Source organism: Thermolongibacillus altinsuensis (assembly GCF_004341205.1).
GTDB lineage: Bacteria > Bacillota > Bacilli > Bacillales > Anoxybacillaceae > Thermolongibacillus > Thermolongibacillus altinsuensis.
The window spans coordinates 113217-135968 of the sequence record NZ_SLUL01000002.1; the positions used below are offsets into that span (position 1 = coordinate 113217).

General features: G+C 43.5%; 22 protein-coding genes. 21 read left to right on the forward strand and 1 reads right to left on the reverse strand.

Features of this window, described 5'->3' with window-relative positions:
- Position 1: 1 nt before the first annotated feature.
- The 3 genes from icmF to EDD69_RS02185 all read left to right on the forward strand — a co-directional run bounded on the left by icmF (position 2) and on the right by EDD69_RS02185 (position 5727).
- Positions 2 to 3259 (forward strand): fused isobutyryl-CoA mutase/GTPase IcmF, encoded by a 3258-nt coding sequence (icmF, locus tag EDD69_RS02175; RefSeq protein ID WP_132947317.1) that lies wholly within the window; start codon positions 2 to 4, stop codon positions 3257 to 3259.
- 139 nt (positions 3260 to 3398) lie between these two features.
- Positions 3399 to 3959 carry a DNA-directed RNA polymerase subunit delta gene (rpoE, locus tag EDD69_RS02180; protein ID WP_165871703.1) on the forward strand — a complete coding sequence of 187 codons (561 nt, stop codon included), beginning with the start codon at positions 3399 to 3401 and terminating at the stop codon, positions 3957 to 3959.
- Between the two features lie 175 nt (positions 3960 to 4134).
- The gene (locus tag EDD69_RS02185; RefSeq protein WP_132947319.1) at positions 4135 to 5727 is read left to right on the forward strand and encodes a CTP synthase; all 1593 of its coding nucleotides are present in this window, start codon (positions 4135 to 4137) and stop codon (positions 5725 to 5727) included.
- Positions 5728 to 5756: 29 nt separating this feature from the next.
- On the opposite strand, the gene EDD69_RS02190 is transcribed toward EDD69_RS02185, so the two are convergent.
- Positions 5757 to 6284, reverse strand: coding sequence for a DUF2529 domain-containing protein (locus EDD69_RS02190; protein ID WP_165871704.1), 528 nt, complete (start codon positions 6282 to 6284; stop codon positions 5757 to 5759).
- A gap of 214 nt (positions 6285 to 6498) precedes the next feature.
- On the opposite strand from EDD69_RS02190, the gene EDD69_RS02195 reads away from it, so the two are divergent.
- The 18 genes from EDD69_RS02195 (at position 6499) to glyA (ending at position 22616) form a co-directional block, all read left to right on the forward strand.
- Positions 6499 to 6867 carry a response regulator gene (locus EDD69_RS02195; protein ID WP_132947320.1) on the forward strand — a complete coding sequence of 123 codons (369 nt, stop codon included), beginning with the start codon at positions 6499 to 6501 and terminating at the stop codon, positions 6865 to 6867.
- A 213-nt stretch (positions 6868 to 7080) separates the two neighbouring features.
- Entirely contained in the window at positions 7081 to 7941 is an 861-nt protein-coding gene (locus tag EDD69_RS02200; RefSeq protein ID WP_132947321.1) for a class II fructose-bisphosphate aldolase, read from the forward strand.
- 86 nt (positions 7942 to 8027) lie between these two features.
- The gene (gene fsa / locus EDD69_RS02205; protein ID WP_132947322.1) at positions 8028 to 8675 is read left to right on the forward strand and encodes a fructose-6-phosphate aldolase; all 648 of its coding nucleotides are present in this window, start codon (positions 8028 to 8030) and stop codon (positions 8673 to 8675) included.
- 89 nt (positions 8676 to 8764) lie between these two features.
- Positions 8765 to 10051 (forward strand): UDP-N-acetylglucosamine 1-carboxyvinyltransferase, encoded by a 1287-nt coding sequence (locus tag EDD69_RS02210; RefSeq protein WP_132947323.1) that lies wholly within the window; start codon positions 8765 to 8767, stop codon positions 10049 to 10051.
- Positions 10052 to 10077: 26 nt separating this feature from the next.
- Positions 10078 to 11043 carry a class II fructose-bisphosphatase gene (glpX, locus tag EDD69_RS02215; protein ID WP_132947324.1) on the forward strand — a complete coding sequence of 322 codons (966 nt, stop codon included), beginning with the start codon at positions 10078 to 10080 and terminating at the stop codon, positions 11041 to 11043.
- A gap of 220 nt (positions 11044 to 11263) precedes the next feature.
- Positions 11264 to 12541 (forward strand): transcription termination factor Rho, encoded by a 1278-nt coding sequence (gene rho / locus EDD69_RS02220; protein ID WP_132947325.1) that lies wholly within the window; start codon positions 11264 to 11266, stop codon positions 12539 to 12541.
- A 137-nt stretch (positions 12542 to 12678) separates the two neighbouring features.
- A complete protein-coding gene (rpmE, locus tag EDD69_RS02225; RefSeq protein WP_132947326.1) occupies positions 12679 to 12879 on the forward strand; it encodes a 50S ribosomal protein L31 in 201 nt (66 codons plus the stop codon).
- Positions 12880 to 13031: 152 nt separating this feature from the next.
- The gene (locus tag EDD69_RS02230; RefSeq protein ID WP_132947327.1) at positions 13032 to 13652 is read left to right on the forward strand and encodes a thymidine kinase; all 621 of its coding nucleotides are present in this window, start codon (positions 13032 to 13034) and stop codon (positions 13650 to 13652) included.
- Positions 13653 to 13729: 77 nt separating this feature from the next.
- A complete protein-coding gene (prfA, locus tag EDD69_RS02235; protein ID WP_132947328.1) occupies positions 13730 to 14806 on the forward strand; it encodes a peptide chain release factor 1 in 1077 nt (358 codons plus the stop codon).
- The gene (gene prmC, locus EDD69_RS02240) at positions 14796 to 15665 is read left to right on the forward strand and encodes a peptide chain release factor N(5)-glutamine methyltransferase (protein WP_132947329.1); all 870 of its coding nucleotides are present in this window, start codon (positions 14796 to 14798) and stop codon (positions 15663 to 15665) included. Before prfA ends, prmC begins: the two co-directional genes overlap by 11 nt.
- A gap of 75 nt (positions 15666 to 15740) precedes the next feature.
- The gene (gene spoIIR, locus EDD69_RS02245; RefSeq protein WP_132947330.1) at positions 15741 to 16436 is read left to right on the forward strand and encodes a stage II sporulation protein R; all 696 of its coding nucleotides are present in this window, start codon (positions 15741 to 15743) and stop codon (positions 16434 to 16436) included.
- 144 nt (positions 16437 to 16580) lie between these two features.
- On the forward strand, positions 16581 to 17660 hold the full coding sequence (locus EDD69_RS02250; protein ID WP_424565324.1) for an L-threonylcarbamoyladenylate synthase: 1080 nt from the start codon (positions 16581 to 16583) through the stop codon (positions 17658 to 17660).
- 63 nt (positions 17661 to 17723) lie between these two features.
- Positions 17724 to 18269: a manganese efflux pump MntP gene (locus EDD69_RS02255; protein WP_132947331.1), complete on the forward strand. Its 546-nt coding sequence runs from the start codon at positions 17724 to 17726 to the stop codon at positions 18267 to 18269.
- 109 nt (positions 18270 to 18378) lie between these two features.
- Entirely contained in the window at positions 18379 to 18822 is a 444-nt protein-coding gene (locus EDD69_RS02260; RefSeq protein WP_132947332.1) for a low molecular weight protein arginine phosphatase, read from the forward strand.
- Between the two features lie 26 nt (positions 18823 to 18848).
- Positions 18849 to 20144, forward strand: coding sequence for a methyl-accepting chemotaxis protein (locus EDD69_RS02265; RefSeq protein ID WP_132947333.1), 1296 nt, complete (start codon positions 18849 to 18851; stop codon positions 20142 to 20144).
- A gap of 128 nt (positions 20145 to 20272) precedes the next feature.
- Positions 20273 to 20716, forward strand: a complete 444-nt coding sequence (rpiB, locus tag EDD69_RS02270; protein WP_132947334.1) for a ribose 5-phosphate isomerase B — start codon at positions 20273 to 20275, stop codon at positions 20714 to 20716.
- A gap of 23 nt (positions 20717 to 20739) precedes the next feature.
- Complete coding sequence (locus EDD69_RS02275; RefSeq protein ID WP_165871713.1) at positions 20740 to 21309, forward strand: TIGR01440 family protein; 570 nt, start codon at positions 20740 to 20742, stop codon at positions 21307 to 21309.
- A 71-nt stretch (positions 21310 to 21380) separates the two neighbouring features.
- Positions 21381 to 22616 (forward strand): serine hydroxymethyltransferase, encoded by a 1236-nt coding sequence (gene glyA / locus EDD69_RS02280; RefSeq protein WP_132947336.1) that lies wholly within the window; start codon positions 21381 to 21383, stop codon positions 22614 to 22616.
- Positions 22617 to 22752: the final 136 nt, after the last annotated feature.

Sequence of the window (22752 nt, forward strand, 5' to 3'; positions counted from 1 at the left end):
CATGGCGCATATTTATCGTCCGAAACACCATGTTCGCTTTGTGACAGCATCTAGTTTGTTTGATGGGCATGATGCTGCGATTAACATTATGCGACGTATTTTACAAGCAAGCGGTGCAGAGGTGATTCATTTAGGACATAACCGTTCTGTTGAAGAAATTGTTAACGCCGCCATTCAAGAAGATGTGCAGGGGATTGCTGTTTCTTCTTATCAAGGCGGGCATATGGAGTTTTTTAAATATATGTACGATCTTCTAAAAGAGCGTGGCGCTTCCCATATCCGCATTTATGGCGGAGGAGGCGGCGTCATTATTCCTAGGGAAATAAAAGAGCTTCATGCGTACGGTATTTCCCGGATATTTTCACCTGAAGATGGCCGTCGACTTGGGTTGCAAGGAATGATTAACATCATGATGGAAGAGTGTGATTTTCCAACCGTTCGTGAAATAACGGATGAGCTTGAAAGGTTGCAAACGGGAGATGTGCAAGCGATCGCTCGCCTCATTACCGTTTGTGAAAATCGCGTTCATGCTTCTGAGGAAGTGGCAGCGTCCGCTGAATCTGTATTGCAAAAAGTAAAGGCAATGGCAAAAAATGTTCCTGTCGTTGGCATTACAGGAACGGGGGGAGCAGGGAAAAGTTCCCTTACAGATGAATTGATTCGCCGCTTTTTAAACGAAATTCCAGAAAAGAAAGTAGCGGTGTTGTCTGTCGATCCGACGAAGCAAAAAACGGGCGGAGCGTTATTAGGCGACCGCATTCGCATGAATTCGATTTCTTCTCCGCGCGTCTATATGCGAAGCTTAGCAACGCGGAGCTCTCGTTCCGAATTGTCATTAGCCATTAAAGATGCGATTGAAGTTGTGAAAGCGGCTGGGTTCGATTTAATCATCGTTGAAACGAGCGGAATCGGCCAAGGGGATGCGGCGATTAAGGATATTTGTGACATTGCGATGTACGTGATGACGAGCGAGTTTGGCGCCCCGTCGCAGCTTGAAAAAATTGATATGATTGACTACGCTGATTTAATTGTTATCAATAAATTCGAACGGCATGGGTCGGAAGATGCGAAGCGGCAAGTGCAAAAACAATATCAGCGCAGCCATCAACTGTTCGATAAAGATTTATCAGAAATGCCGGTGTATGGTACGATCGCAAGCCAGTTTAACGATCCAGGCACAAACACGCTTTTCGTTGCTTTAATTGAACTGATTAATGAACGAATGGGAACGAATTGGACGACAACTTTGCAAAAAGTTGACCATGTCGAAAAGCAAAATATCATTATTCCGAATGAAAGCCGCCATTATTTGCGCGAAATTGCTGAAACCGTACGCAACTATCATAAGCGGGTGGATGAACAAGCGAGCATAGCTCGCCGTCTGTTCCAATTAGAAGGAGCGATTGAGGCGGTCAAAGAGCGGGAGCGAAATGAAGAAGTCGTTGCTTCGCTTGAGATGCTGAAACAAGAGTATGAACGGAAGCTAACCGATGAATCAAAACGAATTTTAACTTCATGGGAAGACGTGAAAGCGAAATACGCTGCGAAACAATTTGTGACAAAAGTGCGCGACAAAGAAATCGTCACCGAGTTAACAACCAAAAGTTTATCAGGACTAGATATTCCAAAAGTTTCGTTGCCGAAGTTTAAAGATTACGGTGAAATTTTGCGTTGGGTGTATAAAGAAAACGTCCCTGGTTCGTTTCCATTTACCGCAGGTGTGTTCCCGTTTAAGCGCCAAGGAGAAGATCCGAAGCGGCAATTTGCAGGAGAAGGAACGCCTGAGCGGACGAATCGCCGTTTCCATTACTTATGTAAAGATGACCCTGCGAAACGGTTAAGCACGGCGTTTGATTCGGTGACATTGTACGGGGAAGATCCGAACGAGCGCCCGGATATTTTCGGGAAAATTGGCGAAAGCGGCGTCAGCGTTTGTACGCTTGATGACATGAAAAAGCTATATAAAGGGTTTGATTTATGTCACCCGCTCACATCCGTTTCGATGACGATTAACGGTCCAGCGCCGATCATTTTAGCTATGTTTATGAATACGGCGATCGATCAACAAGTGGAAAAGAAAGAGGCGGAACTCGGAAGACCGCTCACGGAAGAGGAATATGAAGAGGTAAAAGCGTGGACATTGCAGACGGTGCGCGGTACGGTTCAAGCGGATATTTTAAAAGAGGACCAAGGGCAAAATACGTGCATTTTCTCAACGGAATTTGCGCTCAAAATGATGGGCGATATTCAAGAATACTTTATCCAAAACAAAGTGCGTAACTACTATTCTGTATCCATTTCTGGCTATCACATCGCCGAAGCAGGGGCGAATCCGATTACGCAATTGGCCTTTACATTGGCGAACGGATTTACGTATGTCGAATACTATTTAAGCCGCGGTATGCATATCGATGATTTCGCACCGAACCTTTCGTACTTCTTTAGCAACGGCCTTGATCCTGAATATACGGTTCTTGGTCGTGTCGCTCGTCGCATTTGGGCAATTGCCATGCGTGAAAAATATGGTGCAAACGAACGCAGCCAAAAGTTAAAATATCATGTTCAAACGTCAGGGCGCTCGCTTCACGCGCAGGAGATTGATTTTAATGATATTCGTACGACGCTTCAAGCGTTAATGGCGCTTCATGATAACTGCAACTCGCTGCATACAAATGCCTACGATGAAGCGATCACCACTCCGACTGAAGAATCGGTACGTCGCGCGATGGCGATTCAGTTGATTATTACAAAAGAACATGGGCTTACGAAAAACGAAAATCCTCTTCAAGGCTCTTTTATTATTGAAGAGCTTACGGATTTAGTAGAAGAAGCGGTATTGAAAGAATTTGAACGATTAGATGAGCGCGGCGGCGTGCTCGGCGCGATGGAGATGCAATATCAACGAGGCAAAATTCAAGATGAATCTATGTACTATGAAATGAAAAAACATAGCGGTGAGCTTCCGATTATCGGTGTGAATACGTATGTAAATCCGAATTCGGCGCTGGAAGAAGAGATAGACAGCATCCAACTTGCGCGTGCATCCTATGAAGAAAAGCAGCTGCAATTGACTAATTTACGCAAGTTTCAAGAACAACATAAAGATGAAGCGGAGGCAGCTTTGGCACGTTTGAAACAAGTCGCGGTCAGCGGCGGTAATATTTTTGCAGAATTGATGGAAACCGTTAAAGTTGCTAGCCTTGGGCAAATTACACGCGCGTTGTATGAAGTAGGAGGACAATATCGCCGCAATATGTAGTCGAGAGAATTCTCTCGACATTTTTTTTCGAAATGAAAAAGAATGGCTCTAGCATAAAGTCAAGGAAATTGTTTATAATGAATGGTATGGATTTGGGTTGTTTTCATATGTGTATTTATGTAGAAAGGGAGTGCGGAAAGTGAGTTTGGAGCAATACTCTCAAGAGCAATTACGAGAGATGTCTTTCGTTGAACTTGCCTATTTGCTATTATCTGAGAAAAAGCAAGCGATTTCTTTCAAAGAAATTCTGGATGAAATCGCGGCGGTTATGAACTGGTCTGAAGACGAAGTAAAAGCGCGAATGGCGCAGTTTTATACAGATTTAAACATTGATGGCCGTTTTATTTGCGTCGGTGAAAATCGCTGGGGATTGCGCGCTTGGTATCCTTATGATCAAATTGAAGAAGAAACGATGCCAACCGTGCGCGTGAAGAAGAAGAAAGCAGTCGGCGATTTTGATGATTTCGATGAAATCGACGAAGATGATTTGGATTACGATGATTTAGATGAATTTGAAGGCGATGACGAAATATTAGACGACGAAGATTTGCTTGAAGATGATGAATTTGTGCTTGGTGATGAAGAAGAAGTGATTGATGATATTTTAGATGAAGAGTTAGACCTCGGTGATGAAGAGTTAGATGAAGAATTAGAAGAAGAGCTGGAAGAAGAACTTGAATTAGAAGATGAGGAATTATAATCTTGACTTTTTTTATCCATCTATGTAGAATTCTGTTTGGGCTCTTTTCATAGAGAGATAATATTGCTCCCTTACGTTTTGTAAGCGGAGCTTTTTTATTTTTGTCCCCTAATAAAACATAGTGTATTCACACACAATGTAAATATTCTATAAACTAGCCAAGGGGGAAGCTGTAATGACAAAATACATTTTCGTGACTGGCGGTGTTGTTTCATCTCTCGGTAAAGGGATTACAGCCGCATCATTAGGTCGATTGCTGAAAAATCGTGGATTGAACGTGACGATTCAAAAATTTGATCCATACATCAACGTCGACCCAGGTACAATGAGTCCATATCAGCATGGTGAAGTGTTTGTGACAGATGATGGGGCAGAAACGGATTTGGATTTAGGCCATTATGAACGTTTTATTGACATTAACTTGAATAAATACAGCAACGTGACGACAGGGAAAATTTATTCAACAGTTTTGAAAAAAGAGCGTCGCGGCGACTATTTAGGCGGTACCGTTCAAGTGATTCCGCACATTACGAACGAAATTAAAGAGCGCGTTTTTCGTGCTGGGCGTGAAACAAACGCTGACGTTGTGATTACTGAAATTGGCGGAACGGTTGGCGATATTGAATCGTTGCCGTTTTTAGAAGCGATTCGCCAAATTAAAAGCGATGTCGGTCGCGACAATGTCATGTACATCCATTGTACGCTTGTTCCTTACATTAAAGCGGCGGGAGAAATGAAAACGAAACCGACGCAACATAGCGTAAAAGAATTGCGCAGCTTAGGTATTCAGCCAAATGTGATCGTCGTTCGCACCGAAATGCCGATGTCGCAAGAGATGAAAGATAAAATTGCGTTGTTCTGCGACATCGACCCGAAAGCGGTAATCGAAGCGCGTGATGCCGATACGTTATACGCGGTTCCGCTCATGCTTCAAGAACAAAAGCTGGATCAAATCGTATGCGATCATCTGAAGTTAAAATGCAAAGAAGCAGATATGACTGAATGGAAAGCGCTTGTGGAGAAAGTGCGAAACCTTTCAAACAAAACAACGATTGCGCTCGTGGGTAAGTATGTTGAATTGCAAGATGCGTACATCTCGGTTGTTGAAGCATTGCGGCACGCTGGCTATGCATTTGATACGGAAGTTGATATTCGTTGGATCAATTCCGAACATGTGAATCGAGAAAATGTTGCTGAGATGCTTAACGGAGTGAATGGAATTCTTGTTCCAGGCGGTTTTGGTGATCGCGGAATTGAAGGAAAGATTGAAGCGATTCGCTATGCGCGCGAACAAAAAATTCCGTTCCTCGGCATTTGCCTTGGCATGCAGCTTGCATCTATTGAATTTGCGCGCAATGTGGTTGGGCTAGAAGGAGCGCATTCATCCGAAATTGATCCGAATACACCGCATCCGATCATTGACTTATTGCCAGAGCAAAAAGATGTCGAAGATTTAGGCGGTACGTTGCGTCTTGGACTGTATCCTTGCAAGTTGACAGAAGGAACAAAGGCGTATGAAGCCTATCAAGACGAAGTGATTTATGAGCGTCACCGTCATCGCTATGAGTTTAACAACCAGTATCGTCAAGTAATGGAACAGCACGGATTTGTCTTTTCTGGTACAAGCCCAGATGGCCGCTTAGTGGAGATCATTGAATTAAAAGATCATCCGTGGTTTGTAGCGGCACAGTTCCATCCAGAATTTAAGTCGCGTCCAACAAGACCACAACCGCTTTTCCGTGAATTTATTCGCGCTTCACTTCGATAAAATAAAGGGGTTGGCGTTGCCACCCCTTTTTAATATTCAGATAAAATTTCTTTTATCGTTAAAACTAAGCCGTGATAAGCGAAAAGGGCCGTCATGACGGAAGGAAATCCGAAGCGGGATCCATCTTCATCAGGAATAAGCGGCTTTGTTAGCTTTGTATCAATATGTACATCGACATAATCAACAAGAGACGGTGATGATGTTTCTGTCACAGCAGAGATGGCGACGATCCAGTGGCCTTGTTCGCGCAATTGTTTGGCGAGAGCAATCGCTTCTTCATCGCTGGAAAAGCGCGTAATGAGTAAAATACGGTCTGTTTCATCGATTTCTGTCAATTGGCCGTTGACGAAAAGCCGATCCGCTTTTGGCAATGGTTCGGCCCCATGTAACGCTTCAAACACGATTGCTTCCATCTCGTTAAAGCCGTGAATCAAAATTTTCCCTTCACCGAGCGATGCTTGCGCCAACAGTCGAGCCCCATCTTCAAACGCAAATTCTTCTTGTTCACTCATCTTTTTAAATAAACCTGTTAATTGCGTCGTAAATATTTTCAGCATCCAAAACGCCCCTTGTCTCAAAGATTGGTTACTGCCGTTCATTATAGTGAAAGAAGAAAAAATGTGCAAACAGTGAACGTTTGTAAAAAATTTCTAAATACTTTTAGCAGGAAAAATGGTAAAAATTTCGAAACAATTATGTGATAATATAAATAATGTGATAAATAAATAAATTATTTTTATGGAGATAAAGGAAAAAAATTGAGGTGTTTGTATGTCCGGAAAAATTTTAATTGTTGATGATCAATATGGGATTCGTATTCTATTGAATGAAGTGTTTCAGAAGGAAGGATATGAAACGTTTCAAGCGGCGAACGGCGTTCAGGCATTGGATCTTTTTGCGAAACATTCGCCTGATTTAGTGCTTTTAGATATGAAAATTCCAGGAATGGATGGAATCGAGATTTTAAAGAGAATGAAAGAAATAAATGACAAAGTGAAAGTCATTGTCATGACCGCATACGGAGAACTTGATATGATCCAAGAAACGAAAGAACTAGGAGCGTTGATGCATTTTGCGAAGCCGTTTGATATTGATGAAATTCGCAAAGCAGTAAAAGAGAATATCGCAAAAAAAATGTAAGCGGTGTCGTTGACAATTTTTTGAACGTTCCTTGTTCAGCAAGTGATGTTTCGGTGAATAGTGTTGCTGTTTTTAAACGGAGTTTGATATTCTTATAATGTACATACTATTCGAGAACGTCTTGCATAAATCATGGCTCTTTTGGTCATCGTACATGTGACAGGCGTTTTCGAATAGTGAATACGAATGGCTACATTAAGGAGGATTTTGATCATGCCTTTAGTTTCGATGACGGAAATGCTTAACAAAGCATTGGCAGGTAAGTATGCGGTTGGCCAATTTAATATTAACAACTTAGAATGGACACAAGCCATTTTAGCCGCTGCAGAGGAAGAAAAGTCTCCTGTCATCCTTGGTGTTTCTGAAGGAGCAGCTCGTTATATGAGCGGATTCAAAACGGTTGTAAACATGGTTAAAGGCTTGATGGAAGACATGAACATTACGGTTCCTGTCGCGATTCACCTTGACCATGGCTCCAGCTTTGAAAAATGTAAAGAAGCAATCGATGCAGGCTTTACTTCAGTCATGATTGATGCTTCTCATCATCCATTTGAAGAAAACGTTGCGATAACAACAAAAGTCGTTGAATACGCTCATGCGCGCGGCGTATCCGTTGAAGCGGAATTAGGTACCGTTGGCGGACAAGAGGACGATGTTGTTGCGGATGGAATCATTTATGCGGATCCAAATGAATGTGAAGAGCTTGTGAAGCGCACAGGTATTGACTGTTTAGCTCCAGCCCTTGGTTCTGTACATGGCCCATACAAAGGTGAACCAAAATTAGGATTCAAGGAAATGGAAGAAATTCGTGACCGTACAGGGGTTCCTCTCGTTCTACACGGCGGAACAGGAATTCCAACAGAACAAATTCAACGTGCGATTTCATTAGGTACATCAAAAATTAACGTGAATACAGAGAACCAAATGGCGTTTACAAAAGTTGTTCGCGAAGTCTTGGCAAAAGACGAAAAAGTATATGATCCACGCAAAATTATCGGCCCTGGCCGTGAAGCGATCAAAGCGACAGTAATTGGTAAAATGCGCGAATTTGGTTCTTCAGGAAAAGCATTTTAATTGCATAGCCGCATCGTTTCGGTTGTCAGCCGAAACGGGCGGTTTTGTTTCATTTCAATTATGAAAGCGTTTAGGAGGGTGATACAATGAAATTTTTTATTGATACAGCGAATATTGATGAAATTCGTCATGCGAATGAGTTAGGCATTATCGCAGGAGTCACAACAAATCCAAGTCTTGTCGCGAAAGAAAATGTTTCCTTCCATGATCGCCTTCGTGAAATTACAGAGATTGTTTCTGGTTCTGTTAGCGCTGAGGTTATTTCAACGAAAGCGGAAGACATGATTGCCGAAGGAGAAGAATTAGCAAAAATTGCACCAAATATCACGATTAAAGTGCCGATGACTCCAGATGGTCTTAAAGCGGTCAAAGCGTTTTCAGAAAAAGGAATTAAAACAAATGTGACGCTTATTTTTAGCGCCAACCAAGCGCTTTTAGCAGCTCGTGCAGGTGCGACATATGTTTCTCCGTTCTTAGGGCGCCTTGATGATATTGGTCATAACGGTCTTGATCTCATTGAAACGATTGCCAACATTTTTGCGATTCATGACATTGAAACAGAAATTATTGCTGCATCGATCCGTCATCCGCTTCATGTGACAGAAGCAGCGCTAAAAGGAGCGCACATTGCAACAGTGCCATATAAAGTATTGATGCAATTGTTCCACCATCCACTTACAGATCAAGGCATTGAAAAGTTTTTAGCGGATTGGAATAAAGCGAATCAAAAGTAATAAAACGGCCGTTTTGGTTTTGTAAACGTGTTCCATTCGTTTATAATAGAGATTAGGAACACGCACGCTTCGCGAGAAGGGAGAAAAAAATGGAAAAATTAAAAATTGTTGGCGGCGATCTTCTTCAAGGCTCCGTGCGCATTAGCGGAGCAAAAAATAGCGCCGTCGCCTTAATTCCAGCGACCATTTTAGCCGACTCACCTGTCACAATTGAAGGATTGCCAAACATTTCGGATGTTCACGTTTTAGGAGAACTGATCGAAGAAATCGGTGGAAAATTTCATTTTGATGATAAAGAAGTCACGATTGACCCAACCCATATTGTCTCCATGCCTCTTCCAAACGGAAAAGTAAAAAAGTTGCGCGCCTCTTATTATTTAATGGGAGCGATGCTTGGCCGCTTTAAAAAGGCGGTCATTGGCCTCCCGGGCGGCTGCCATTTAGGGCCGCGTCCAATTGACCAACATATTAAAGGATTTGAAGCGCTAGGGGCAAAAGTAACGAACGAACAAGGTGCGATTTATTTACGTGCAGAAGAATTGCGTGGCGCGCGCATTTATCTCGATGTCGTCAGCGTTGGCGCAACGATTAACATCATGCTTGCGGCCGTGCGGGCGAAAGGCCGCACTATTATTGAAAACGCAGCCAAAGAGCCTGAAATTATTGATGTAGCGACGTTGCTTTCGAACATGGGAGCACGAATTAAAGGGGCAGGGACGGATGTTATTCGCATTGACGGGGTCGATCAATTGCATGGTTGCCGACATTCCATTATTCCCGATCGCATTGAAGCGGGAACGTATATGATCATCGGGGCAGCGATGGGGAAAGAGGTGATCATTGATAACGTAATCCCGCAACATTTAGAGGCGGTAATTGCGAAATTGCGCGAGATGGGCGTTCGCGTCGAAACAAGCGATGATCAAATTCTTGTGGCGACAAATGATAAGCTTCGAGCGGTTGATATCAAAACGCTCGTTTATCCAGGTTTTCCGACAGATTTACAACAGCCATTCACATCGCTATTAACGAAAGCGCATGGAACAAGCGTTGTTACAGATACGATTTATAGCGCTCGCTTTAAACATGTTGATGAATTGCGGAGAATGAATGCCAGTATCAAAGTAGAAGGTCGTTCCGCTATCGTTACCGGCCCTGTGCAGCTGCAAGGGGCAAAAGTAAGAGCGACAGATTTACGCGCTGGTGCTGCGTTGGTCGTAGCAGGTTTGATGGCAGAGGGCGTAACCGAGATTACAGGATTAGAGCATATTGATCGCGGTTACAGCTGTCTAGTGGACAAGCTGACTGGTTTAGGCGCAACTATTTGGCGCGAAAAAATGACCGAGCAAGAAATTGAACAATTGAAAAACGCATAATACATCAAAGGGGAGAGGGAGGAACGATGGAAAGAAGTTTATCGATGGAGCTTGTGCGCGTCACTGAAGCGGCTGCGTTAGCAGCGGCACGCTGGATGGGACGCGGAAAAAAAGAAGAAGCAGACGAGGCAGCTACATCAGCGATGCGGGATGTGTTCGATACGATCCCGATGAAAGGTACTGTCGTCATCGGCGAAGGAGAAATGGATGAAGCGCCGATGCTATACATCGGGGAAAAACTCGGCAATGGCTATGGACCGCGCGTTGATGTAGCCGTCGATCCGTTAGAAGGAACGAATATCGTCGCTTCTGGGGGATGGAACGCATTAGCGGTTGTCGCTGTTGCGGATCATGGCAATTTGCTTCATGCACCAGATATGTATATGGACAAAATTGCGGTTGGACCAGAAGCGGTTGGCATGATCGACATTAACGCTCCGATTATCGATAACTTAAAAGCGGTGGCGAAAGCGAAAAATAAAGACATTGAAGATGTTGTTGCAGTCGTGTTGAATCGTCCGCGCCATGAGCGCATCATTGCCGAACTTCGTGAGGCAGGGGCGCGCATTAAACTCATTAACGATGGCGATGTGGCGGCAGCGATCAATACCGCGTTCGATCATACAGGAGTCGATATTTTGTTCGGTTCCGGAGGGGCTCCAGAGGGCGTGCTTGCCGCTGTAGCGCTAAAATGTCTTGGCGGTGAACTTCAAGGAAAGTTGCTTCCGCAAAATGACGCTGAGTTAGAACGTTGTAAAAAAATGGGTTTAGACGTCAATAAAGTGTTGCGGATGGAAGATCTCGTTAAGGGAGACGACGCGATTTTTGCGGCAACAGGAGTGACAGATGGAGAGTTGTTGCGCGGTGTTCAATTTAAAGGAGCATATGGGGAAACACACTCTGTTGTTATGCGTGCGAAGTCAGGAACGGTTCGTTTTATCGAAGGGCGCCATAGCTTAAAGAAAAAACCGAATCTCGTTATTAAATCCTAGCGAGAGGCGTGAATTTTTTCGCGCTCTCGCTCATTTTTATTGATTAAAAATAGAGAAAAAGGGTAAAATAGTCATGCTGCGTATATTTGCATACTTCTACTAAGTTTCACGTTTGGCGGCTATACGTTCTACCCGCCTCTTCTGTATTTACCTTCTTAATCTTCTTTGTTTCCATCCGAAGTTTGAATCACGAAATAAATGGAAAAAGAGTGGTGTCGAAATGGATTTAACAATTGCAACGTTAGAAAATATGAAACTGAAAGAACTGTACGAACTTGCTCGTCAGTATAAAATTTCTTATTACAGCAAACTGACAAAAAAAGAATTGATTTTTGCGATTTTGAAAGCGCAAGCAGAACAAGACGGTTTATTTTTTATGGAAGGCGTTCTTGAAATTATTCAATCGGAAGGCTTCGGTTTTTTACGACCAATCAACTATTCTCCAAGCTCCGAAGACATTTACATTTCCGCTTCACAAATTCGCCGTTTTGACTTGCGCAATGGTGATAAAGTATCTGGAAAGGTTCGTCCTCCAAAAGAAAATGAGCGCTATTTTGGTTTATTGCATGTCGAAGCAGTAAACGGAGAAGACCCTGAAATTGCAAAAGAACGTGTTCACTTTCCTGCGCTCACTCCTTTATATCCGAATCGCCACATGAAACTAGAAACAACACCCGATAAACTATCAACGAGAATCATTGATTTAATTGCTCCGGTTGGATTCGGTCAACGCGGATTGATTGTGGCACCGCCAAAAGCAGGAAAAACGATGCTTTTGAAAGAGATTGCGAACAGCATTACGACCAACCATCCAGATGTCGAGTTAATCGTATTATTAATTGATGAGCGTCCGGAAGAAGTGACAGACATCGAACGATCCGTCTCTGGCGATGTCGTCAGCTCGACGTTTGATGAAGTTCCTGAAAACCATATTAAAGTGGCGGAACTTGTGTTAGAGCGGGCCATGCGTCTTGTGGAACATAAGCGCGATGTCGTCATCTTAATGGATAGCATTACTCGTTTAGCGCGTGCCTACAACTTAGTCATTCCGCCAAGCGGTCGCACCCTCTCAGGAGGAATTGACCCAGCAGCCTTCCATCGTCCGAAACGATTTTTCGGAGCGGCCCGCAATATCGAAGAAGGCGGAAGCCTCACCATTTTAGCAACGGCGCTCATCGATACAGGTTCACGTATGGATGATGTCATTTATGAAGAGTTTAAAGGAACGGGCAATATGGAGCTTCATCTCGATCGTTCCTTAGCGGAAAAACGCATTTTCCCAGCGATTGATATTCGTCGTTCAGGCACGCGGAAAGAAGAATTGCTTATTCCAAAAGAGCACCTTGAAAAATTGTGGGCAATCCGTAAATCTATGACCGACTCTCCTGATTTTGTTGAAAAATTTTTAAACCTTTTAAAACAAACAAAATCAAACGAAGAATTTTTTGCGATGTTGGATGAAGAATGGAAAGCGACAGGAAGTTTGAAACGGTTATAGCGAAAAATGGGTAGTTGCAAAAAAAGGCAACCCTTGTTATAATTTTATCATGTGTGTTTTCAATCCACTGTGATCAACAATTTATTATAATATAACTCTGTTTCGAAAAGATTCAGGGCGGAAGGAGATGAATAAAGATGAAAGCTGGAATCCATCCAAATTACAAAAAAGTGATGGTTAAATGCGCGTGTGGAAACGAGTTTGAAAGCGGCTCTGTTAAAGATGAATTGCGCGTAGAGATTTGCTCTGAGTGCCATCCATTTTATACAGGACGTCAAAAATTCGTTTCTGCTGCAGGACGTGTAGATAAATTCAACAAAAAATACGGCCTTAACTAAAATCGTAGGCAATGGAAACAGGCAAGCGAAGTCGATTCACTTGCCTGTTTTTTCATGATATTCGCACAAGATCTCCCTACTTCGTGTGCAAGGATTTAACCGAGCGATCAGTGGGGGATTTGATGAAAGCTTGAAAGAAAGGGGACGCCCCGATGTACGTTATGAAGCAATCAGGATGGCTCGAAGTGATTTGCGGCAGCATGTTTTCTGGAAAATCAGAAGAACTCATTCGCCGTGTGCGCCGCGCACAATTTGCCAAGCAAGAAGTGAAAGTGTTTAAACCAGCGATTGATAATCGATATAGCGATGAAGCTGTTGTTTCGCATAACGGAACGTCCGTCATCGCGATTCCGGTCTCATGTGCGACTGAAATGTTGCAACATGTGACAGAGGAAACGGACGTCATTGCGATTGATGAAGTTCAGTTTTTTGATGAACAAATTATCGATGTTGTCCAATACTTAGCTGACAAAGGATATCGTGTCATTGTGGCCGGATTGGATCAAGATTTCCGCGGTGAGCCGTTCGGTCCTGTCCCTGTATTAATGTCGATTGCCGAATCGGTTACCAAATTACAAGCAGTATGTACGGTATGCGGCTCTCCAGCTAGTAGAACGCAGCGCCTGATTGATGGTCGCCCAGCTTCTTACAACGATCCGATTATTTTAATTGGCGCGAGCGAATCGTATGAACCGCGTTGTCGCCATCATCACGAAGTGCCCGACCATCCAGCGAGCAAGCGCTTCCAAGTGAAAGAAAATATAAAATCATAGCAGCTCGTCCCTTCCTATAGGGCGAGTTTTTTCGTAAGCGTTTTTTTATGATATAATGAAAAATTGAGGTGAGCGAAATGTTTGAGCGTTTGCAAGCGGTAGAAGAACGTTATGAAAAATTGAATCAACTGTTAATGGACCCAGAGGTTATTAACAATCCAAAAAAATTGCGCGATTATTCAAAAGAACAATCGGATCTTGAAGAAACGGTACAAACGTATCGTGAATATAAATCTGTTCGCCAACAACTCGAAGAGGCAAAAGCGATGCTGGAGGAAAAACTCGATCCAGAAATGCGCGAACTGGTCAAAGAAGAAATTAGCGAGCTAGAAGATCGCGAAGAACAACTCGTTGAAAAGTTAAAAATTTTACTTTTACCGAAAGATCCAAATGATGATAAAAACGTCATTATGGAAATTCGCGGCGCTGCAGGCGGTGAGGAAGCGGCGTTGTTCGCAGGCGATTTGTATCGCATGTATACGCGCTATGCGGAGTCGCAAGGATGGAAAACAGAAGTGATTGAAGCAAGCCCAACTGGTTTAGGCGGCTATAAAGAAATTATTTTCATGATCCAAGGAAAAGGGGCATATTCGAAATTAAAATATGAAAACGGTGCCCATCGCGTTCAACGCGTCCCTGAAACGGAATCAGGCGGACGTATTCATACATCGACAGCGACGGTCGCTTGCTTGCCAGAAATGGAAGAGGTCGAAGTCGAAATTAACGAAAAAGATATTCGCGTTGATACATTTGCATCTAGCGGACCAGGTGGACAAAGCGTCAACACGACGATGTCGGCTGTCCGTTTAACACATATTCCAACAGGGATTGTGGTTTCGTGCCAAGACGAGAAATCGCAAATTAAAAATAAAGAAAAAGCGATGAAAGTATTGCGCGCACGCATTTACGATAAATATCAACAAGAAGCTCGAGCGGAATATGACCAAACGCGTAAGCAAGCCATTGGAACAGGCGATCGTTCTGAGCGGATTCGCACGTACAATTTCCCGCAAAACCGTGTGACGGATCATCGCATCGGTCTAACGATTCAAAAGCTTGATCAGGTGCTAGAAGGAAAATTAGATGAGATTATTGATGCGTTGATTTTAGATGATCAGTCAAAAAAATTGGAGAAAGCAAACAATGAGCAGTAAAGTGTATGAAGTCCTTCAATGGGCTTCTTCTTTTTTCAAACAGCATGGAAAAGAAGAAGCTGCCGCGGAGTGGTTGTTGCGCCATCATTTGCAGATGACGCGCGCGCAGTTCTTTTCTTCGTTACGCGAACCGATCGATGAATCCGTGAAAGAACGATTGATGGAAGATGCAAAAAAGCACGCCTTGATGCATGTTCCGATTCAATATTTAATCGGCTATGAATATTTTTATGGACGGCGGTTTTTTGTAAACGAAGACGTATTAATCCCGCGCCCCGAAACCGAGGAGTTAGTCGCTGAAGTATTGAAGCAGATCAACAATATGTTCAGCGATCATAAGGATATTGAAGTCGTTGATGTCGGAACGGGAAGCGGAGCGATTGCTGTGACGCTTGCGCTTGAAAACCGCTCGCTTCGAGTAAGCGCGATTGACATCGCCTCATCGTCACTGGAAGTAGCAAAACAAAACGCCCGGCAGCTCGGCGCCCATGTTGAGTTTATCGAAGGAGATTTGCTTCAGCCGCTGATCAAAGCAGGGCGGAAAGTCGATGTCGTTGTGTCCAATCCGCCGTATATTCCTGAAATAGACATCGCTTCTCTTTCCCCGGTTGTGAAGGAGCATGAGCCGCTAAGGGCGCTCGTTGGCGGTAAAGATGGCCTTCATTTTTATCGGCGGTTTATGGAAGAATTGCCGAAAGTGCTTCGATCGAGAGGGCTTGTCGCGTTTGAAATCGGTGCGGATCAAGGTGAAGCGGTGGCGAGCATGTTGAAAGCGACCTTTCCTGATGCGAAAGTCGAAGTCGTTCATGATATCAATGGCAAAGAGCGAATGGTGTTTGCCGAGCTGATGAAAAATTAAAATTTTTTTAGTTTCATAGTTTAACGTCCCGCCGTTCCGGTTACACTGCATTAGTGAAGGGACGGTGTGGAAAAGATGAAAAAATATCTCGTATGTTTATATATGATTTTATGCATGATTGGAGCGTTAGTGGCGATCTACGGACAGCAAACGGAAGCGCAAACGGATGTCGTCATTCCGAAAGAAGCGGTTCGATTGCGCATTTTAGCAAACAGCGATGCGCCGGCGGATCAGGCATTGAAGCGGGCTGTCCGCGATGCGGTGAACGCCCAAATTACAACATGGGTCAAAGACCTTACGTCATTTGCTGAAGCGCGTGAAGTCATTCAAAAGCATTTGCCTGAAATTAAACAAACGGTTGAACAAGTGTTACAACAACACAAAAGTGATCAATCTTATCAAGTCAAATTTGACCATGTGTCGTTCCCAACAAAAATTTATGGAAACTATGTTTATCCTGCGGGAGAGTATGAAGCGGTGCTTATTACGCTCGGAGAAGGAAAAGGAGCCAATTGGTGGTGCGTGTTATTCCCGCCGCTTTGTTTCCTCGATTTTTCGAATGGAGAAGCGGTTCGTGCGGCAGAGCTTAATGAAGATCCAATGAACGAAGATCTAATGGATGAAGGAACGATGAATGAAGAAGATGCAATGGACGAAGATCTGATGGATGAAGGTGCAATGGAAGAAGAGACAATGGAAGTTATCGATGATGAGCCATCGGTAGAAGTGAAATTTTTTGTTGTGGAAGTTTTGAAAAAGATCATGCAGTAAACATATCCACAAAATTTATCAACAAAAAAGAAAGCTTTATTCACATTTTGTGGATAAAGCTTGTTTTATTCAAAGCCATCTTTTATACTTTGTTAAGGACATTTTGCGCCAATAGTTGATATTATTCGATTCTTTTCAACAGGAATGGATATAAAATTGCATATTTATGAGGTGAATTCGTTGAAAACACACGTTTTTTCTGTGGATAATTTTGTGGATGAATCGCTTATTTATCCACAAATTTTCGAAGCAGCGAATTTCTTGCGTCGTGATGAATTAGTCGCTTTTCCAACGGAAACCGTATATGGACTAGGAGCGAATGCAAAATCAACAGCCGCTGTGGAAAAGATTTTTCAGGCCAAAGGACGTCCAAGCGACAATCCGTTAATTGTTCATATTGCCTCGATCGAACAATTACATGAAATCGCTTGTGAGATTCCCGATTTGGCTTATACGTTAATGAACCACTTTTGGCCTGGACCGTTAACGATCGTGCTCAAAAAGAAAGAAGGCATTTCGGAAAAAGTAACCGCAGGGTTAGATACGGTTGCCGTTCGTATGCCTGCTCATCCGGTTGCATTGGCTCTCATTCGTGCGAGCGGATTGCCAATTGCGGCTCCAAGCGCGAACCGTTCAGGTCGTCCGAGCCCGACCATCGCGAAACATGTGCTTGATGATCTAGAAGGAAAAATTGCGGCAATCGTGGATGGAGGAGCGACAGGGATCGGCGTAGAATCAACTGTTGTTGATTGCACACAACCTGTCCCTGTTATTTTACGCCCTGGCGGAGTGACGAAAGAGGAAATGGAACAGATTGTTGGTGAAGTGCGGATCGATCCGGGACTTGAAGAAAAGGAAGCCACGCCGAAGTCACCAGGAATGAAATATACTCATTATGCACCGCAAGCGCCGCTCATCGTTGTGAAAGGGAGTCCTTCTTTTTTGCAAACATTAATTGATAAACAAAAAACGGAAGGGAAAAAAGTAGGCGTATTGACAACGGAAGAACAGCGTCATCATTATAACGCTGATGTCGTGCTGACATGTGGGCGGCGAAGCGATTTATCCACCGTGGCTCATCGATTGTATGATGTGCTGCGTCAGTTTGATGAAACCGATGTCGATCTCATTTATAGCGAAAGTTTCTCATCGGAAGGAATCGGCGCTGCGATTATGAATCGTTTAATGAAAGCGGCGGGACAACAACAAATTGTGGAAAAATAAGGGTCTAAACTTCCTCGGACGCGCATATGTTGGCAATAAGGCAAGTCCGAGGAGGCGTTGAAGATGACTGGCGAGCTGCTTACACTAGCAATGATGGCGTTTGCTTTAGGAATGGATGCATTTTCGATTAGTCTTGGAATGGGGCTTGTCCGCTTGCGCTTAAAGCAAATTGCGTATATCGGCTTGACCATTGGTTTCTTTCATATTGTGATGCCGCTGATGGGGATGATGATTGGCCGTTTTTTATCGGATCGATTTGGTACGATCGCCTCTTACATTGGCGGTGGATTGTTGTTTATATTAGGATTGCAAATGATGATTGCTTCGTTTCGGACCGAACAAACCCGATGGATTGCTCCAGCGGGCTTCGGCCTGTTTCTATTTGCCATTAGCGTGAGCTTAGATAGCTTCTCGGTCGGATTAAGTTTAGGCATTTACGGGGTTCGAATGATTATTGCGATTGCGATTTTCGGCTTCATTAGCATGATGCTCACATGGTCAGGATTGCTTCTTGGTCGCCGTTTTCAACAATATCTTGGCACTTACAGCGAAGCATTAGGCGGAAGCATTTTGCTCATTTTTGGTCTCAAGTTGCTTTTTCCTCTATGAACTGGGAATTTTCCAGTTCTTTTTCTTTTTTCATCTATGTTTATGTTGTATATTCGATTATAATAGTAAATAAGATATGGAAATGTTTTTCATCGAAAGGATGTGACATATGTCGGTGACAAAGACGAATATTTTATTTGTTTGTACAGGAAACACATGTCGTAGTCCAATGGCAGAAGCGTTATTGAGACATAAAAACTTGCCGCACGTGGAAGTAAAATCGGCGGGAATTTTTGCGATCGATGGTGGCGATGCATCCGCTCATGCGAAAGCAGTGCTTGCGGAAAAAGGAATTGAATTACAGCATCGCTCATCGTTGTTAACAAAAGAACAAATTGATTGGGCAACGTATGTGTTAACGATGACCAGTGGTCATAAGCAACATATTATTGATCGTTTTCCTGAAGCGGCAGAGAAAACGTTTACACTTAAAGAATTTATCACAGGGGAAGCGGAGGATGTCCTTGATCCGTTTGGCGGTTCCGTCGATGTTTATCGTCAAACGCGAGACGAGCTAGAAAATGCCATTATTGAACTAACTAAGAAGCTATAGTGATTTTGATGGGTAGGGGGAGAATCATGGGAGAGAGAAAAAAGTATAAATTTAGCTTGCAGCGTAAATTAGCTGTATTTACAACCGTTTTAGCAATCATTACGTATTCGACAAGCGCATTCTTTATTTATGTTTTATATGATTATATTAATGAATGGTTACATATCAACAAAGAATTATTTATTATTATAACGTTGCTTCTCGGCATTTTTTGGTCAGGAGTACTTGCTTATTTTGCAGCGATTTTGATTACGAAGCCGCTTCTATCATTAGAACAAGCAGCGATCAAAGCAGCAAATGGACAAATTAACGAGGATGTTCCGATCCCATCTTCAGATGATGAAATTCGTTCGTTAGCGCTTGCGTTTAACGACATGTTGCGCAGTTTGCGTGAAATGGTGCGCAACATTCATGAAAACTTTGTACATACGAACGAAAAAGTGGTTGAGATGACGAGAGTGTCTAGCTTAGCGGCAGAGCAAGCGGAAAATATTGCGAAGACGATTGAAGAAATTTCAAAAGGCGCAGATAACTCCGCTGTTTCGATGCAAACGACTGCAGAAGCGGTCGATGATGTGCTAAACATTGCGAACGAAGTGCAGCAAAAGGCGATCCAATCAGAAAAGTTATCGCAAGAAATGGTGACGATCCTTGATGAAAGTCGAAAAATTATCGATTCATTAATCGGTGGCATTCAACGGCTAGCGCAAAATAACGAAGCTTCTTTGCGCGTCGTTCGTCACTTAGAAGATCATGCAAAAGAAGTTGAAAAAATTATTTCTCTTGTCGGCGATATTGCGGGACAAACGAACTTGCTTGCCCTCAATGCATCAATTGAAGCGGCGCGCGCAGGTGAGCACGGAAAAGGATTTGCGGTGGTCGCTGAAGAAGTGCGCAAACTAGCAGATGAGAGCGCAAAAGCCGTCCAAGGCATTTCGGAGCTCATTCAAAGCATTCAAACCGAAGTTGGCAATGTTGTCGCTCAAATTACTGAACAAGTAAAAGCGGCGAATGAAGAAGCGCAAAAAGGAAATGAAACAAACGCCGCCATTTCTGAAATGAGCAAATCGATTCACGAAGTAGCGGAAGCCGTGAAACAAATCGCGCAATTAGTTGAGCAACAAATGAAGCACGTTCAAGAAACATCAATTCAATCGCAAGAAGTCGCTGCCATTGCGCAAGAAACATCCGCAGGAGCGGAAGAAGTAACCGCTGCGACGCAAGAGCAAACCACAGTCATCGAAAGTATGCGGGAATTAGCGCTTGAGCTTGGAGAACAAGCAGAAAAACTAAAACGTACGATTGAGCGCTTTACCTTATAAATTATAAAACAAAAGATAAAATAAATAATAAAAGAATGAAAAGACCGTCTCTTATGATTTAAAATGAAAAAAGAGATGGTTTTTTCTTATTTTTGTCCTTAATTTTAAATGCTGAGGAGGAGATTTCGATGAAAGTAGCAATTGCTTCCGACCATGGCGGAATTCGCATTCGCGAAGAAATCAAAAAACTAATGGATGAAATGGGAATTGAATATATCGATTTAGGATGCGAGTGTGAAACATCGGTCGATTATCCGGACTATGCAATTCCTGTGGCCGAAAAAGTAGCCAAAGGCGAAGTCGATCGCGGTATTTTAATTTGCGGAACAGGAATTGGCATGAGCATCGCGGCGAATAAAGTAAAAGGGGTTCGCTGTGCGCTTGTCCATGACGTCTTTAGCGCAAGAGCAACACGTGAGCATAACGACAGCAACGTCTTAGCGATGGGAGAGCGCGTCATTGGGCCTGGATTAGCTCGCGAAATTGCGAAAGTATGGTTGACAACAGAATATGAAGGCGGCCGCCACGAAAATCGTTTAAAGAAAATTGCTGAATACGAAAATAAACAATAAAAGGTGGGAGTTTCGTGCCTCACATCGAAGAATGGCGCAAGCAGTGGCAAACGATTTTAACAGAATTTCGAGCGCAAGTTCCGCTTTCTTCTGAGCATATTGTTGTGATCGGGTGCAGCACAAGCGAGGTCATCGGTGAAAAAATCGGGACAGCGGGGACGATGGAAGTCGCCGCCATGCTTTTTGATGAGTTGAAAAAATGGCGTGACGAAACAGGGGTGCAATTGGCGTTTCAATGTTGTGAACACTTAAACCGCGCCTTAGTCGTCGAGAAAAAAACAGCGATCGAAAAACAGCTCGAAATTGTGACCGTTATTCCTGTCCGTTCAGCAGGAGGAGCAATGGCCGCTTATGCGTATTCGCAACTAGAAGATCCTGTTGTTGTTGAATTTATCCGCGCAGATGCTGGAATCGATATTGGGGACACGCTGATCGGCATGCATTTAAAGCATGTTGCGGTGCCTGTGCGCACATCGCTCAGACAAATCGGCCACGCTCATGTCACATTGGCGAAAACGCGTCCGAAATTAATCGGTGGCGAGCGAGCTGTCTATTCTCAAGAAAAAGCGAACGTATCATGCTCGAGCGGTTAAATTTGTTCACTTTTTCATTCGAAAATATGTTAAGATAAAAAAGAATATTCAGAATTGGAGGGGGATTTGTGATGGTTCGCTTGTCACAGCAAGATCCGCAAGTATTTCAAGCCATTCAAGATGAACTGAAAAGACAACAATCCAAAATCGAATTGATCGCTTCTGAAAACTTTGTCAGCGAAGCGGTCATGGAAGCTCAAGGTTCGGTATTAACGAACAAATACGCAGAAGGATACCCTGGCAGACGTTATTACGGCGGTTGTGAATATGTCGATGTTGTTGAAGAGCTCGCCCGTGAGCGCGCCAAACAACTTTTTGGTGCTGAACACGCCAATGTACAGCCGCATTCAGGCGCACAAGCCAACATGGCGGTTTATTTTACCGTATTAGAGCATGGTGACACGGTGCTTGGCATGAATTTATCTCACGGTGGTCATTTGACGCACGGAAGCCCAGTCAACTTTAGCGGAATTCAATACAACTTTGTTGAGTATGGCGTCGATCCGGAAACGCACCTCATTAACTATGATGACGTGCTTGAAAAAGCGCGTAAACATAAACCGAAGCTTATTGTTGCTGGTGCAAGCGCATATCCGCGCATTATTGATTTTAAACGTTTTCGTGAAATTGCGGATGAAGTCGGTGCTTATTTAATGGTCGATATGGCGCACATTGCCGGTCTTGTTGCGGCAGGCCTTCATCCAAATCCTGTACCGTATGCTCATTTCGTCACAACGACGACGCATAAAACGTTGCGCGGTCCGCGCGGTGGCATGATTTTATGTAAAGAAGAATTCGCTAAGCAAATCGATAAAGCGATTTTCCCTGGTATTCAGGGCGGTCCGCTGATGCACGTCATTGCCGCAAAAGCGGTTGCGTTAGGGGAAGCATTGCAAGACAGCTTTAAAACGTATGCCCAAAACGTTGTCAACAATGCCAAACGCCTTGCGGAAGCGCTCATGAACGAAGGGTTTACGCTCGTTTCCGGCGGCACGGACAATCACCTTTTACTCGTCGATTTACGCTCGCTTCAGCTAACGGGAAAAGTTGCCGAAAAAGTGTTGGATGATATCGGAATTACCGTCAACAAAAACACGATTCCATATGATCCGGAAAGCCCGTTTGTCACAAGCGGCATTCGCATCGGGACGGCGGCAGTTACAAGCCGTGGCTTTGGCTTAGAAGAAATGGACGAAATTGCGAGCATTATTTCCCTTGCGTTAAAAAATATCGACAACGAAGAGAAATTAGAAGAAGCGCGTCGTCGCGTCGCGGCGTTAACGGAAAAATTCCCGCTTTATGCGTAGACTTTTAGAGTTGTCTCGATTGAGAGGCAACTCTTTTTTTCTGAACATTTTTGAACATATCGGTCGTTTATTGAACAACGAATCGTTTTTATGTAAAATTTACGGGAGTGTATATTTGTAAAAAAGGGGCGAAATC